The organism is Amycolatopsis sp. GA6-003 (genome assembly GCF_046267895.1).
In the GTDB taxonomy this organism is placed as follows: domain Bacteria; phylum Actinomycetota; class Actinomycetes; order Mycobacteriales; family Pseudonocardiaceae; genus Amycolatopsis.
In genome coordinates, this window is sequence record NZ_CP176499.1 from 5,275,732 (window position 1) to 5,289,372 (window position 13,641).

The following is a 13,641-nucleotide window of genomic DNA, read 5'->3' on the forward strand; positions in this document are numbered from 1 at the left end:
GGTGAGCAGTCCTGGGAAGCGGGTGGGAAGGGGACGCCTACACGTCCAGGAAGCGCACGTCCTTGGCGTTGCGCGTGATGAACGAACGGCGGGCTTCCACGTCCTCGCCCATCAGCACGGAGAACAGTTCGTCGGCCTGCGCGGCGTCGTCGAGGGTGACCTGCCCGAGCAGCCGGTTCGCCGGGTCCATCGTGGTCTCCCACAGCTCCTCGGCGTTCATCTCGCCGAGACCCTTGTAGCGCTGGATCGCGTCGTCCTTCGGAAGGCGGCGGCCCGCCTCGACGCCGGCCTGGATGACCGCGTCGCGTTCCTTGTCCGAGTACGCGTACTCCGGCTCCGACCGAGGCCACTTGATCTTGTACAGCGGCGGCCGCGACAGGAACACGTGGCCGTGCTCGATCAGCGGCGTCATGAACCGGAACAGCAGGGTGAGCAGCAGCGTGGTGATGTGCTGGCCGTCGACGTCGGCGTCGGCCATCAGCACGATCTTGTGGTAGCGCAGCTTCGAGATGTCGAAATCGTCGTGGATGCCGGTGCCGAGCGCGGTGATCAGCGACTGGACCTCGGTGTTCTTGAGGACGCGGTCGATCCGGGCCTTCTCGACGTTGATGATCTTGCCCCGGATCGGCAGGATCGCCTGGTACATCGAGTCGCGGCCTTCCTTGGCCGAACCGCCCGCCGAGTCGCCCTCCACGATGTAGAGCTCGCATTCGCCGGGGTCGTTCGACCGGCAGTCCTTGAGCTTGCCCGGGAGACCGCCGATCTCCAGCGCGCCCTTGCGCCGCACCAGGTCGCGCGCCTTGCGGGCGGCGAGCCGGGCCTGCGCCGACGAGATCGACTTGTTGATGATCGTCTTGGCTTCGCCAGGGTTGCGCTCGAACCAGTCGGCGAGCCATTCGTTCGACTGCTGCTGCACGAACGTCTTGGCCTCGCTGTTGCCCAGCTTGGTCTTCGTCTGGCCCTCGAACTGCGGTTCGGACAGCTTGATCGACACGATCGCGGCGAGCCCCTCGCGCACGTCGTCGCCGGTCAGGTTCGCGTCCTTCTCCTTGAGCAGCTTCTTCTCGCGCGCGTACGCGTTGACCACGCGGGTGAGCGCGGCGCGGAAGCCCTCTTCGTGCGTGCCGCCCTCGTGCGTGTTGATCGTGTTGGCGAAGGTGTACACCGACGGCGTGAACCCGGTGTTCCACTGCATCGCGACCTCGACCTCGAGGCCGGCGCCCTTGGCGTCGAAGGAGATGACGCTCTCGTGGATCGGGTCCTTGCTGCCGTTGATGTGCTTGACGAAGTCCTCGAGCCCGCCCGGGTAGCAGTAGACGACTTCCTTGACCCGCGCCTGCTTGCCCGCGGCGTCCTCTTCGGTCTCCTCGTCGGCGACGCGCTCGTCGCGCAGCGACAGGGTGAGGCCCTTGTTGAGGAACGCCATCTCCTGCAGGCGGCGCGAGATGGTCTCGAAGTTGTAGGTGGTGGTCTCGAAGATGTCGCCGTCGGCCCAGAACGTGATGGTGGTGCCGGTGTCGGTGGCCGGGCCGAGGTCTTCGAGCGGACCCGGGACCTGGTTGATGTACTCCTGCCGCCAGCTGCGGCCGTTCACCTTGATCTCGGCGAGCAGCTTCGTCGACAGCGCGTTCACCACGGAAACGCCGACGCCGTGCAGACCGCCGGACACCGCGTAGGAGTCGCTGTCGAACTTGCCGCCCGCGTGCAGGATGGTGAGCACGACCTCGAGCGTCGGCTTCTTCTCCTTGGGGTGCATGTCGACGGGGATCCCGCGGCCGTCGTCGACGACTCGCACCCCGCCGTCCGCGAGCAGGGTAACCTCGACCTTGGTGGCGTACCCCGCCATCGCCTCGTCCACGGAGTTGTCCACCACCTCCTGGACCAGGTGGTGGAGACCCCGCTCACCGGTGGAACCGATGTACATGCCGGGGCGCTTGCGAACTGCTTCGAGGCCTTCGAGCACGGTGATGGACGACGCGTTGTACTCGCTTTTGTTCTCGGTCACCGGCGTTGTTTCTCCTCGTCTCGCCCGAGCGGACGCCCGCTACTACAACAGTGTACTTGCCCGCACGCGCTCACATGCGGCTAGGACACCCCTCAGCCGGTCGCAGAGGGACGAAATCACCCTCAGTTGAGTCATCTCGTATCTGCACCTGCGCGGCCCGGTTCTCGGGGAACTCATCCGGCAGAGCGCAAGCCACGTCAGCCGTACGTGTCACGAGGCCCGCGGCCGGGCACGTGCCGGGGCCCTTTCCGCCAGCTCGGAGCGGTCGGACCCTGGATCCGCATCCGCTTGACCACGCCGTTCCCGACGCCCGCGGCGATCTTCGCCAGCAACTTGCCCTGCAGCAACCGCAACTGCGTCGCCCACGCGGTGGAACTCGCGCGGACGGTCAGCTCGCCGTCTTTCAGCGCCACCGGCTGGGCGTGTTCGGCGACGTCCTCGCCCACGAGCCGGGCCCACTGCCCGAACACGCGGGCGTTGGTCATCGTGTCCTGCCAGCCGCTGTCGGTGATCAGCCGCGAGACGAGCCTGCCGAGCGGCTGCGGGTCGCGCGGATCCGCGCCGGGTCCGGACCAGCGCCGGCGCGCCCGGTTCTGCCCGCCGCCCCCGGTGATCCGGCCGCGCCGGAGGTTCGGCGGGGCTCCGCGTTCGCGGGCTTTCGCCTTCGCCGCTTCGAGCGCGGCGTGCGCGAGGTCGCGGCCGCTCGGTTTGTCCCCAGCGGGCGTCTCGTTCGGCCCAGTGGAACTGTCACGCTCCGTCGCGGCACGGGCGGGATCGCGCGGGTTAACCCGCGCTTCGGGGGTGTCAAGACCGCCATCCGGCCGGTTCGTCACGCGCGGCGATAACGCGGCTCCGGGTTTATCCACACTGTCCACAGGTTTGTCCCCAGATCGGTGGGCAACCCGCGTGACCCCGGTCACCCCGCGTGGTCGTTGTGGCTGTTCAGGCACGGTTCACCTCCCCGTCGGCCACCGTGAACCTCGCGCCGGCGAGTTCCTCGGGCACGTCCTCGGCCACCGCCGCGGTGATGAAGACCTGTTCGGCGCCCGCGGCGACCTCGGCCAGCCGGGCCCGGCGCTTGCGGTCGAGTTCGGCGAACACATCGTCCAGCAAGAGGACCGGTTCGCCGGCTTCGGCGCGCAGAAGTTCGTAACTTCCGAGCCGCAACGCGAGCGCGAACGACCACGATTCGCCGTGGCTCGCGTACCCCTTCGCCGGCGCTTCGCCGAGAATCAGCTCCAGTTCGTCCCGATGCGGGCCGACGAGACTGATCCCTCGCTCCAGTTCCTGCCGACGCGTGTCCGCCAACGCCTTCAGCAACAACTCGCGCAGTACCTCTGGCTCAGCACGCTCTCCGCCAGGCACGCCGTACGACGGTGGGAGCGCTTCGCCGAGCGAAGACTTGTACGCGATCTTCGCCGGGCGAGAGTCGGGCGCGACTCCCATATAAGCGTCGGCCGTGTACGGCGCGAGGTCTGCGATGAGGTTCAACCGTGCGGCCAGCAGCTGTGCGCCAGCCACCGAGAGATGGTCGTCCCACACGTCGAGCGTCGACAGCGCGTACGGATCTTCGCGACCAGTACGGCGTTTGCCCGCGGTCTTGAGAAGCGCGTTGCGCTGCTTAAGCACCTTCTCGTAGTCCGCGCGCACGCCTGCGTACCGAGGCGCGCGAAGCACGAGCAGTTCGTCCATGAACCGACGGCGTTCGCTCGGATCGCCGCGCACCAGCGAAAGGTCCTCCGGAGAGAACAGCACCGTACGCAGAATGCCGAGCACGTCGCGCGGCTTGCCGACCGCGCCACGATTAACCCGCGCCCGGTTGGCGCGGCCGGGCGTGATCTCGAGTTCGACCGTCAGCTCGCGGTCTTCGTTGACGACCGCGACCCGGACGAGCGCACGCTCACAGCCGTGGCGGACGAGCGGGGCGTCCGTGGCGACCCGGTGCGAACCGAGGGTCGCCACGTAGCCGATCGCTTCGAGCAGGTTCGTCTTCCCCCGGCCGTTCTGGCCGACGAGCACGACCGGCCCCGGTTCGAGGGCGAGGTCGGCCAGCGGCCAGGACCGGAAGTCGGTGACCTGGAGATGTCGCAGATACACGGGCGGGGACCGCGGGAGCTAGCTCCCGGCCTTCTTCACCGCGTGGCCGCCGAACTGGTTGCGCAGCGCGGCGACGGCGCGCATCGCGGCGGAGTCCTTCTGCCGGGAGGAGAACCGGGCGAACAGCGCGGCCGACAGCACCGGGGCGGGCACCGCGTTGTTGACCGCTTCCTCCAGCGTCCAGCGGCCCTCGCCGGAGTCCTCGACGTAGCCCTCGAGGTCGTCCAGCTCCGGGTCCTCGTCCAGCGCGCGCACCAGCAGGTCGAGCAGCCAGGAGCGGACCACGGTGCCGCGCTGCCAGCCCTTGATCACGGCGGGCACGTCGTCGACGATCTTCGACGCTTCGAGCAGTTCGAAGCCCTCGGCGTAGGCCTGCATGATGCCGTACTCGATGCCGTTGTGGATCATCTTCGCGTAGTGCCCGGCACCGACCGAGCCGGCGTGCGAGAAGCCTTCCTCGCGCGGGCCCTCCGGACGCAGCGCGTCGAAGATCGGCATCGCGCGCTGGACGTCGGACGCCGCGCCGCCGACCATCAGGCCGTAGCCGTTGTCCTTGCCCCACACGCCGCCGGAGACGCCGCAGTCGAGGTAGCCGACGCCGTGCGAAGCGAGCAGGTCCGCGTTCAGCTTGTCGTCGGTGAACTTCGAGTTCCCGCCGTCGATCACCAGGTCGCCCTCGGACAGCAGCTGCCCGAGCTCGGTCACGGTCTGCCGGGTCGGCTCCCCGGCCGGGACCATGATCCACACGATCCGCGGACCGGACAGCTGGGAGACCATGTCTTCGAGCGAGGCCGAGTCGCTGACGTCGGGGTTGCGGTCGTAGCCGACCACCTCGTGCCCGGCGGCGCGCAGCCGCTCGCGCATGTTGAAGCCCATCTTGCCCAGGCCGACGAGACCCAGCTGAACCATGAGATCCCCTTTGGATTGGATCGGTTTTCCTCGGTTGGACGCGCCGCTCAGCCCGGCAGCCGGACCGGCATGAGCAGGTAGAGATATCCGGGGACGACGTTGCCCTCGGCGTCGGCGGGCTTGATCAGCGCCGGCCGGTTGGGCGTGGTGAACGTCAGCTCGGCCCGGTCGCTGTGCAGCGCGCCGAGCCCGTCTACGAGATATCCCGGGTTGAACGCGATGGTGACCGGCTCGCCCTCGTAGTCGACCTGCAGTTCCTCTTCGGCGCTGCCCTCGTCGTCGCCGCCGGCGGACAGCCGCAGCGAGCCGTCGCCGAACTCGAGCCGCACCTGGGTGCCGCGCTCGGCGACCAGCGACACGCGCTTGATCGACTCGGTGAGCGCGCTGACCTCGATGACCGCGCGCGAGGTGTGGTTCGCCGGCAGCAGCTGCCGGTACGGCGGGAACTCGGCGTCGAGCAGCCGGGTGGTCGTGTAGCGACCGGCTCCGGACAGGCCGAGCAGGCCGTCGCCGGAAGCGAGCGCGAGCTGCACGGTGGTGCCCGCCCCGCCGAGCGTCTTGGCGGCCTCGGCGAGCGTGCGCGCCGGGACGAGCACCGCGGCGTCGGACAGGCCCTCGGCCGGCTTCCAGGTGAACTCGCGCATGGCGAGCCGGAACCGGTCGGTGGCGACGAGGGTCAGCGTTTCGCCGGAGATCTCCAGCCGCATGCCGGTGAGCATGGGAAGCGTGTCGTCCTTGCCGGCCGCGGTGGCGACCTGGGTGACCGCCTGGCCGAAGACGTCGCCGGTGAGCTCGCCCGCGTGCGCGGGCTGGGACGGCAGCTGCGGGTAGTCCTCGACCGGCATGGTCGGGAGGCTGAACCGGGCGCTGCCGCAGGTGATGGTGGCGCGGGCGCCGTCGACGGAGATCTCCACCGGCTGCGCGGGCAGCGCCTTGGTGATGTCGGCGAGGAGGCGGCCGGAGACGAGCAGCCGCCCGCCGTCGGCGATGGTCGCGGGCACGCCGACCGTGGCCGAGACCTCGTAGTCGAAGCCGGAGACCGTGAGCGCGTCGGACTCCCCGTCCGCGCCCGCGTCGAGGAGAACACCGCCCAGCACCGGCACCGGAGGCCGGGACGGGAGGCTTCTGGCCACCCACGCGACGGCGTCGGCGAGCCCGTCGCGCTCGACGCGGATCTTCATGCGCGCTTCCTTTCGACAGCCGAGCCCCTCGGCTCGTGAAGGGGTCGCCGGGTACCGGTCGTGAGCACCGCGTGCGACCGGGTCCCCGCCGGTCCGGTCCGCCCCGCGCGGGAACGGACCAGCTGCAGACATCCACGTTAGGCCGTCGCCGGGGTCGCCGTCACCTCGGCCTCCCCTTCGCTTTGTCGACAAAACGACACGAATCTCGGGTTGTCCCCAGTTTCGTCCTCCGCCTGTTTTTGTTCTGTTCTTTCTTAGAAGAGATGAAAAACCAGTAGCAGTAATAGGGGCTGTGGATTGTGTGGACAGCGCTCGTTCCCGCTGGTCGTAGCGTGCGGCGGCCTGTGGGCAGCCCTGGTGGCGGATCGGTGGATGGTTCGGGCGATCCGTGGATGGTTTCGAGCATCCCCGGATTCATCCACAGTCGGGCCCAGTTGTCCCCAGGGTTGTCCCCAGGGTTGGGCCGAGTTGTACCCAGGGTCTGGGGGCAGCCGAAGCGGCCGGGATCGCCCTGGTGAGTGACGAACCACAGCTGTGGATCACCTGTGGGCAACCTGGGGAATCCGCGTGGACAACCCTGGGGACAACCTGTGGATTCGGTGTGAGCGGGATGTGGATCAAAACCGGGTCGCCGCAGCTCCGGGATCCGTTGGCACTGTGGGCAAACTGCCCACACCCTGGGGAAAACCCCTTGTGTATCAATAAGTTTGGGGAATTCTCTGTACACAGGCTGTGGACGTCTGTGGATGGGCAGATCGGCGTACGCGCCTTCACTCGCACAGCCGTACGTACGCACGCTTCGTGCGCTTCGGGCGCGAAGCCAGGCGTGGCAACAAAAAGAGGACGCCACGACGGTCCGTGGCGTCCTCTGAAGAGAGAGCGGCAGTGTCTACAAGCGAGTGTCCAAACGCGGCAGCCGGCTACTGCCGGGCGCGCTGCTTGATCCGCGACGTCAGCTCTTGCACCTGGTCGTAAATGCGCCTGCGTTCGGCCATTTCCTTGCGGATCTTCTTGTCCGCGTGCATGACGGTCGTGTGGTCGCGGCCGCCGAACGTCTGGCCGATCTTCGGCAGCGACATCTCGGTCAGCTCGCGGCACAGGTACATGGCGATCTGGCGGGCCGTGGCGAGCGCCTTCGTCTTGCCGGGCCCGCACAGCTCGTCGAGCGTCACGTCGAAGAACTCGGCGGTCACGCCCATGATCGTCGGCGCGGTGATCTCCGGCGTGTGCGAATCCGGGATCAGATCGCGCAGCACGATCTCGGCGAGCCCGACTTCCACCGGCTGCTGGTTGAGCGACGCGAACGCGGTGACGCGGATCAGCGCGCCCTCCAGTTCGCGGATGTTCGCCTCGACCCGCGACGCGATGAACTCCAGCACCTCGCCGGGCACCGCGAGCCGGTCCTGAGCCGCCTTCTTGCGCAGGATCGCGATCCGGGTCTCCAGCTCAGGCGGCTGGATGTCGGTGATCAGGCCCCACTCGAACCGCGTCCGCAGCCGGTCCTCCAGCGTCTCCAGCCGCTTGGGCGGCCGGTCGGAGCTGACCACGATCTGCTTGTTCGCGTTGTGCAGCGTGTTGAAGGTGTGGAAGAACTCCTCCTGGGTGCCTTCCTTGCCCTCCAGGAACTGGATGTCGTCCACGAGCAGGATGTCGATGTCGCGGTAGCGCCGCTGGAAGGCGACCTTGCGGTCGTCGCGCAGCGAGTTGATGAAGTCGTTCGTGAACTCTTCGGTCGAGACGTAGCGCACGCGCATCCCGGGGAACAGCCGTTGCGCGTAGTGCCCGACGGCGTGCAGCAGGTGCGTCTTGCCGAGCCCGGACTCGCCCCAGATGAACAGCGGGTTGTACGCGCGGGCCGGCGCCTCGGCCACGGCGACCGCGGCGGCGTGCGCGAAGCGGTTGGACGCGCCGATCACGAAGGTGTCGAAGTTGTACTTCTCGTTCAGCTTCGTCTTCGACGTCTGCGGCTGCGCGGGAGCGGTGTAGGGCTGCCCCGCGATCGGCTGCCCGGCGAACCGGGGCCAGATCTCGTTGGCGGTGGCGAGCGCCTCGCCCTCTTCGTCGACTTCCTCGTCCGGGTCCTCGACGTCGTCCAGGCCCGGGGGCACCGGCTGCTGCGGAGGCGGGGGCGGCGGCTCGACGCGCGCAGGCGGAAGACCGGCCGCGTCGACCTGCGGACGGCGCGGCGGCGGCATCGGCTTCGGGCGCTCCGCGCGCACGTGGTCAGCCTGGCCGTTCTCCGGCCGCGGATTCGCCTGCGGCACCGGCTCCGGCCGCGGGACATCGTTTTCCACCCGGGCGGGTGACGCCGCATAGCGGGGGGCGGGCGCGACCGGCTCGGTGCTGTCGACCTTCACCGCGAGCGACACCGGACGGCCGAGCCGCCGCGACAGCGCTTCGGTGATCGAGGTGCGCAGCGCGCGTTCGATGGCTTCTTTCGCGAAGTCGCTCGGCGCGGCGAGCAGCGCGGTGCCGTCGAGGAGGCCGATCGGGCGGGTCACCCGCATCCAGGCTCGCTGCTGCGGGGAGAGGGTGCCGTCGGACAGCTCCCGCACCACCTGCTCCCAGATGACGCCCAGATTGTGCTGGTGCTCCGACACCGGTCTGACTCCCCTCCCCTCGTCGGCGCGCACGCCTCGGACCACCCCGAGCACGTCCTGGAAGCTCGCCTCGAGCACGCGGTCCGGACTCACCCGCGCGACGGCACAGCGATATCCACAAAGTTGTCCACAGCTGTGCACTAATGTACGGCCGTCCGCAGCCACGCCACCTGCGGGCTCGGCGTACTCCCCGGGCGCCTCCACACCCCCCGGCGCCGGCTGGGCCGCGTCAGTCCTGCCCGGAGGCCGAGAGAGGCACGCTAACAAGCCCTGCTCGATGCCACAAGACGTGGTGCTGCGCAAGCATTTCACGGGGTACGGCGTGTTGCCATTCGGTGCCGCGCCGCGGTGGGAGGCAGTCTCGCGGGTCGGTCGCCGAGGGTGGCGGAGGGGCGCCTGCAGCGTTCACGACCGGGGTGCGTACCCTCGTAAGGTCTCCCGTATGCGACGGGTGCGTTTCGCGTGCCTACGTATGTCGTCGCTCGTCGTGACGAGGCCACCCGGTGGTAGGAGACAGCACGAACTTCCGTGCGACCCGCACGACACGCCGGGCGCCGGGGAATCCGCCGTCGCCCGACGGCCGAGACACAGGAGAAGCAGTGAGCAAGGGCAAGCGCACCTTCCAGCCGAACAACCGTCGTCGCGCGAAGACCCACGGTTTCCGCCTGCGCATGCGGACCCGTGCGGGCCGGGCGATCCTCGCGGCGCGCCGTCGCAAGGGCCGCGCCGAGCTGTCCGCCTGATCCGGCTCCGCGCAACCGCGTCGTGCTGCCCGCTGGCGCACGTCTGCGGCGGAGCGAGGACTTCCGGGTCGTCCTCCGCCGGGGGTCCCGAGCCGGCAGGCGCCGCCTCGTCGTCCATGCGTTGACCACGGACCCGTCCGTGGCCGCTCCTTTCGCGGCCAGGGCGGGTTTTGTGGTGAGCAAGGCCGTCGGCAACTCGGTGGTGCGCCACCGGGTGACCCGGCGGTTGCGCCACCTTGTTTCCGCGCGTCTCGGAACACTGCCCGCGGGCAGCTCGTTGGTGGTACGGGCATTGCCTCCGGCCGCGTCCGCGTCGAGCGCTGAGCTCGGCGCGGATCTCGACGCCGCTCTGCGCCGGCTCGGCCTCGCGCCGTCCGGCCGCCCGGCCGGGGCCGATGCTCCCCGGCAGCCGCGTCAGCAGGGCGCGGCACCCGACCACGGATCAGCGGTGTAAACGGCCATGGACGCCACCTCCGAGCACAGCGCCACCGAAGCACCCGAGGAAGGCAAGCCGCCCCGGCCGGGTCCGGTCGCGTGGGTGCTTCTCCTTCCCGTGCGGTTCTACCGCAAGGCGATCTCGCCCTTTCTTCCGCCGGCTTGCCGGTTCTACCCGAGCTGCAGCGCGTACGCAGTCGAAGCCCTGACCCGCCACGGCGCGGCCAGGGGCTCCTACCTCGCGCTGCGCCGGCTGCTTCGCTGCGGCCCGTGGACCCCGCCCGGCCGCGACCCGGTGCCCGAGAAGTTCTCGTGGCGGCACCGCACGCCTGAAACACCGATCGAGGAGTAGCTCAGTGCTCGATTTCATCTACTACCCCGTGTCCTTCATCTTGTGGTGTTGGCACAAGGTCTTCGGGTTCGTCTTCGGGGAAGCGACCGCGATCTCGTGGATCCTCGGCATCATCTTCCTGACGTTCACCGTCCGCGGCATCATGTTCAAGCCGTTCGTGAACCAGGTCCGGTCGATGAAGAAGATGCAAGACTTCGCGCCGGAAATGAAGAAGATCCAGAAGAAGTTCGCGAACGACCGGCAGCGCCAGGCGCAGGAGATGCAGAAGCTCCAGCGCGAGCACGGCGTCAACCCGCTCGGCAGCTGCCTTCCGATGATCCTTCAGATCCCGGTCTTCATCGGCCTGAACCACGTGCTGCGCGCGTTCACCATGCCGCCGGCCAACGGCGGCCCGAAGACCGAGAACTACTTCTTCAACGAGCACGACGTTTTGTCGTACACGAGCGCGAAGCTCTTCGGCGTCAACCTGGGCGAGGCGGTCAACAACGGCGTCGGCGCCGTCGCCGGGCACGTCGCGAACGGCGGCTGGCACTGGGAGGTCCTCCCGGTCGCGCTGCCGCTGATGATCATCGCCTCGATCGCCACGCACCTCACCGCGCGGCACTCGGTCTCCCGGCAGAACGCGTCGGCCGCGGGCACCCCGCAGACCGCGATCATGAACAAGCTCACCATGTACGTCTTCCCGCTCGGCGTGCTGGTGTTCGGTGCCTTCTTCCCGCTCGGCCTGCTCTTCTACTGGCTGGCGAACAACGGCTGGACGCTCATGCAGCAGCGCCTCGTCTACACGAAGATCGACAAGGAAGAGGCCGCCCGCAAGGCAGAGGCGGCCGAGAAGCGCGCGTCGCTCGGCCCGAAGCCGGGCCAGAAGCCGACCGCGCCGAAGGTCGGCCAGAAGCCGGTGCAGCAGAAGAAGAACCAGCAGCAGGGCAAGGTGACCAAGGCGGGTTCGGCGCACGGTTTCGCGCAGACCGCCTCCGCGGACGGCAAGGCCGGTGGCGGCGCCTCCTCGGAGAAGAAGGCGGCCGAACCGGCGGAGAGCGCGCCGGAGAAGACGTCGAACCAGAACGGATCGAAGGAGAACGGCACCGGGGTGCCCGGACTCCTCAAGGACTCGAACAGGAAGTCGGGCCGGAAGCGTCGCTGACGCTTCGGGTTCGGAGAGGAGACGAAAGATGTCGGAGACGGTCGACACGATCGACGCCGATCAGGAAGAGACGAGCGCACCGGCCGAGCCGAAGGCGAGCGGTGACGACGCTCTCGTGCAAGAGGGCGACATCGCCGGCGACTACCTCGAGCGCCTGCTGGACCTGCTCGACTACGACGGCGACATCGACCTGGACGTCGAAGCGGGCCGCGCGATTGTCAGCATCGACGGCGGCGACGACCTGGAGAAGCTGGTCGGCCCCCGCGGCACGGTGCTCGAAGCGCTGCAGGAACTGACCCGCCTCGCGGTCCAGCAGGAGACCGGCTCGCGCAGCCGGCTGATGCTGGACATCGCCGGCTGGCGCGCGGACCGCCGAGAGGAACTCCGCGAACTCGGCCGGTCCACCGCGGAGTCGGTCCTGTCGAGCGGCGAGCGGGTGCGCCTGCAGCCGATGAGCCCGTTCGAACGCAAGGTCGTCCACGACGCGGTCGCGACGGTCAAGGGCGTCACGAGCGAAAGCGAGGGCGAAGACCCGAAGCGGCGTGTGGTGATCTTCCCCGAGGACTGAGCCCCCTCGGACGCGCTGAGCCGCGTTTGATCCCCACGTTGAGCACTGAGCCGAGGCGGCCCACCGGAGAGATCCGGTGGGCCGCTTCTTTTGTGTCTGCTCTTCTGACTCTTCTTACGCGGTACCGGAGAGGGGACCACGCTGACCCTGCGCCAACCCCTGCGCCTGCCCCTGCATTGATCCCGCGCCGACTGTCCTGGTCGGCCCCGCTGGACTGACCGACACCCGACGCTAACGTCCTTCCGAGCCGAGCCGAGCCGAGCCGAGCCGAGCCGAGCCGAGCCGAGCCGAGCCGAGCCGAGCCGAGCCGAGCCGAGCCGAGCCGAGCCGAGCCGAGCCGAGCCGAGCCGAGCCGAGCCGAGCCGAGCCGAGCCGAGGTTGCTCCCCTCCATGCCCTCTGGCTTCGGGTGCTCGGTCGGCCGCCACGGCTCGCCCTCCGATGGGTTCGCGAACCGGGTAGTCCGCACTCGTTCGGCTTCCCCCGCTCCCCTTCCCGCTGAGGCTCCTGCGCGCCCGGGTTGTTCTAGCGGTCGTCGGCGGGCCGCCCGCGATGAGCCGGAGCAGCGAGCCGAATCATGACTGCAGCGTGGGCCGCTGTGCGTTCGTGGTCGCGCGTCAGGCGTCCGCACTTCGTCATCCCCGAAGCCACGCCGCCGGTTGGGCGAATTACAAGCGTGGCGTTTCACGTGAAACCCGTCGCCCCATCTCGCCCCAGTGATCGCGTTTCACGTGAAACCACCTGTGGATCACTCGCGACTCGAGTGGAGTTGTCCACAGTTGCGGTCTGTCGGCTCGATTTGGCGTCGGCATCAGGGACAATCAACCGAGCGCGTTTCACGTGAAACGCGCGGAGCGAGGAGTGGGAGTAGTGAGCTTGGACGGCGCCACCGGAACGGTCCGGACCGCGGCGGTGGAGGTGTTCGGGGAGCGCGTCGAACGAGCTGCCGAGTACGTGGAGTTGCTGGCGACTCATGGGGTCGAGCGAGGGCTGATCGGACCGCGTGAGGTTGATCGGCTGTGGGAGCGGCACGTGCTGAACTCCGCGGTGATCGGCGAACAGATCCCCTCCGGGGCGCGCGTGGTCGACGTTGGGTCGGGTGCCGGGCTTCCGGGAGTACCGCTGGCGATCGCTCGACCGGACCTCGATATCGTGCTCCTGGAACCCATGGCTCGCCGGGTTGACTGGTTGGCCGAGGTCGCCGAGAAGCTGGAACTCCCGATCACCATCGTCCGTGGACGCGCCGAGGAGCGGTCCGTACGCGAGCAGCTGAGTGGCGCAGACGTCGTCACCGCCCGCGCGGTCGCCCCTCTTGCTCGGCTCGCGGGCTGGTGCCTTCCCCTGGTCCGTCCCGAAGGCCGACTGGTCGCTCTCAAGGGTGCCAGCGCCGCCGAAGAGATCTCCCGGGACCGCGACGCGGTGCGCAAGGCCGGTGGGGCCGAACCACAAGTCGCGGAATGCGGGAAGGCAGTACTCGAAGTTCCCAGCACGGTGGTCCTGATCCGTCGCCTGCCGCCGAAGCCGAGCCGGCCACGCGGCAGACGGAGCTAGCGAACGACAACAGCCGCGCCGTTCCACGTGAAACATCGCGGTGTGAACGCCCCGAATC

General features: G+C 68.9%; 12 protein-coding genes. 6 read left to right on the plus strand and 6 right to left on the minus strand.

The annotated features are described in order from the left end of the window. Positions 1–37: 37 nt before the first annotated feature. From gyrB to dnaA, 6 genes are all read right to left on the minus strand, one after another. The gene (gene gyrB, locus F9C12_RS23725) at positions 38–2,005 is read right to left on the minus strand and encodes a DNA topoisomerase (ATP-hydrolyzing) subunit B (protein WP_409184051.1); all 1,968 of its coding nucleotides are present in this window, start codon (positions 2,003–2,005) and stop codon (positions 38–40) included. A gap of 197 nt (positions 2,006–2,202) precedes the next feature. Beyond that, on the minus strand, positions 2,203–2,838 hold the full coding sequence (locus F9C12_RS23730) for a DciA family protein (protein WP_409186830.1): 636 nt from the start codon (positions 2,836–2,838) through the stop codon (positions 2,203–2,205). Positions 2,839–2,947: 109 nt separating this feature from the next. Further along, on the minus strand, positions 2,948–4,102 hold the full coding sequence (recF, locus tag F9C12_RS23735) for a DNA replication/repair protein RecF (protein WP_409461890.1): 1,155 nt from the start codon (positions 4,100–4,102) through the stop codon (positions 2,948–2,950). An 18-nt stretch (positions 4,103–4,120) separates the two neighbouring features. After that, positions 4,121–5,011, minus strand: a complete 891-nt coding sequence (gene gnd, locus F9C12_RS23740; protein ID WP_409184053.1) for a phosphogluconate dehydrogenase (NAD(+)-dependent, decarboxylating) — start codon at positions 5,009–5,011, stop codon at positions 4,121–4,123. A gap of 47 nt (positions 5,012–5,058) precedes the next feature. After that, on the minus strand, positions 5,059–6,192 hold the full coding sequence (dnaN, locus tag F9C12_RS23745; protein ID WP_037809143.1) for a DNA polymerase III subunit beta: 1,134 nt from the start codon (positions 6,190–6,192) through the stop codon (positions 5,059–5,061). Positions 6,193–7,112: 920 nt separating this feature from the next. Beyond that, positions 7,113–8,792 carry a chromosomal replication initiator protein DnaA gene (gene dnaA / locus F9C12_RS23750; RefSeq protein ID WP_409186831.1) on the minus strand — a complete coding sequence of 560 codons (1,680 nt, stop codon included), beginning with the start codon at positions 8,790–8,792 and terminating at the stop codon, positions 7,113–7,115. Between the two features lie 599 nt (positions 8,793–9,391). On the opposite strand from dnaA, the gene rpmH reads away from it, so the two are divergent. The 6 genes from rpmH (at position 9,392) to rsmG (ending at position 13,583) form a co-directional block, all read left to right on the plus strand. Next, positions 9,392–9,535 (plus strand): 50S ribosomal protein L34, encoded by a 144-nt coding sequence (gene rpmH, locus F9C12_RS23755; RefSeq protein WP_037363527.1) that lies wholly within the window; start codon positions 9,392–9,394, stop codon positions 9,533–9,535. Positions 9,536–9,557: 22 nt separating this feature from the next. Next, positions 9,558–9,989, plus strand: a complete 432-nt coding sequence (gene rnpA / locus F9C12_RS23760; RefSeq protein WP_409184054.1) for a ribonuclease P protein component — start codon at positions 9,558–9,560, stop codon at positions 9,987–9,989. Between the two features lie 6 nt (positions 9,990–9,995). Beyond that, a complete protein-coding gene (yidD, locus tag F9C12_RS23765; RefSeq protein WP_409184055.1) occupies positions 9,996–10,322 on the plus strand; it encodes a membrane protein insertion efficiency factor YidD in 327 nt (108 codons plus the stop codon). A 4-nt stretch (positions 10,323–10,326) separates the two neighbouring features. After that, a complete protein-coding gene (gene yidC, locus F9C12_RS23770; protein WP_409461891.1) occupies positions 10,327–11,466 on the plus strand; it encodes a membrane protein insertase YidC in 1,140 nt (379 codons plus the stop codon). A 28-nt stretch (positions 11,467–11,494) separates the two neighbouring features. Next, positions 11,495–12,034: a protein jag gene (locus F9C12_RS23775; RefSeq protein ID WP_409184057.1), complete on the plus strand. Its 540-nt coding sequence runs from the start codon at positions 11,495–11,497 to the stop codon at positions 12,032–12,034. Between the two features lie 868 nt (positions 12,035–12,902). After that, the gene (gene rsmG, locus F9C12_RS23780; RefSeq protein WP_409461892.1) at positions 12,903–13,583 is read left to right on the plus strand and encodes a 16S rRNA (guanine(527)-N(7))-methyltransferase RsmG; all 681 of its coding nucleotides are present in this window, start codon (positions 12,903–12,905) and stop codon (positions 13,581–13,583) included. Positions 13,584–13,641 lie beyond the last annotated feature (58 nt).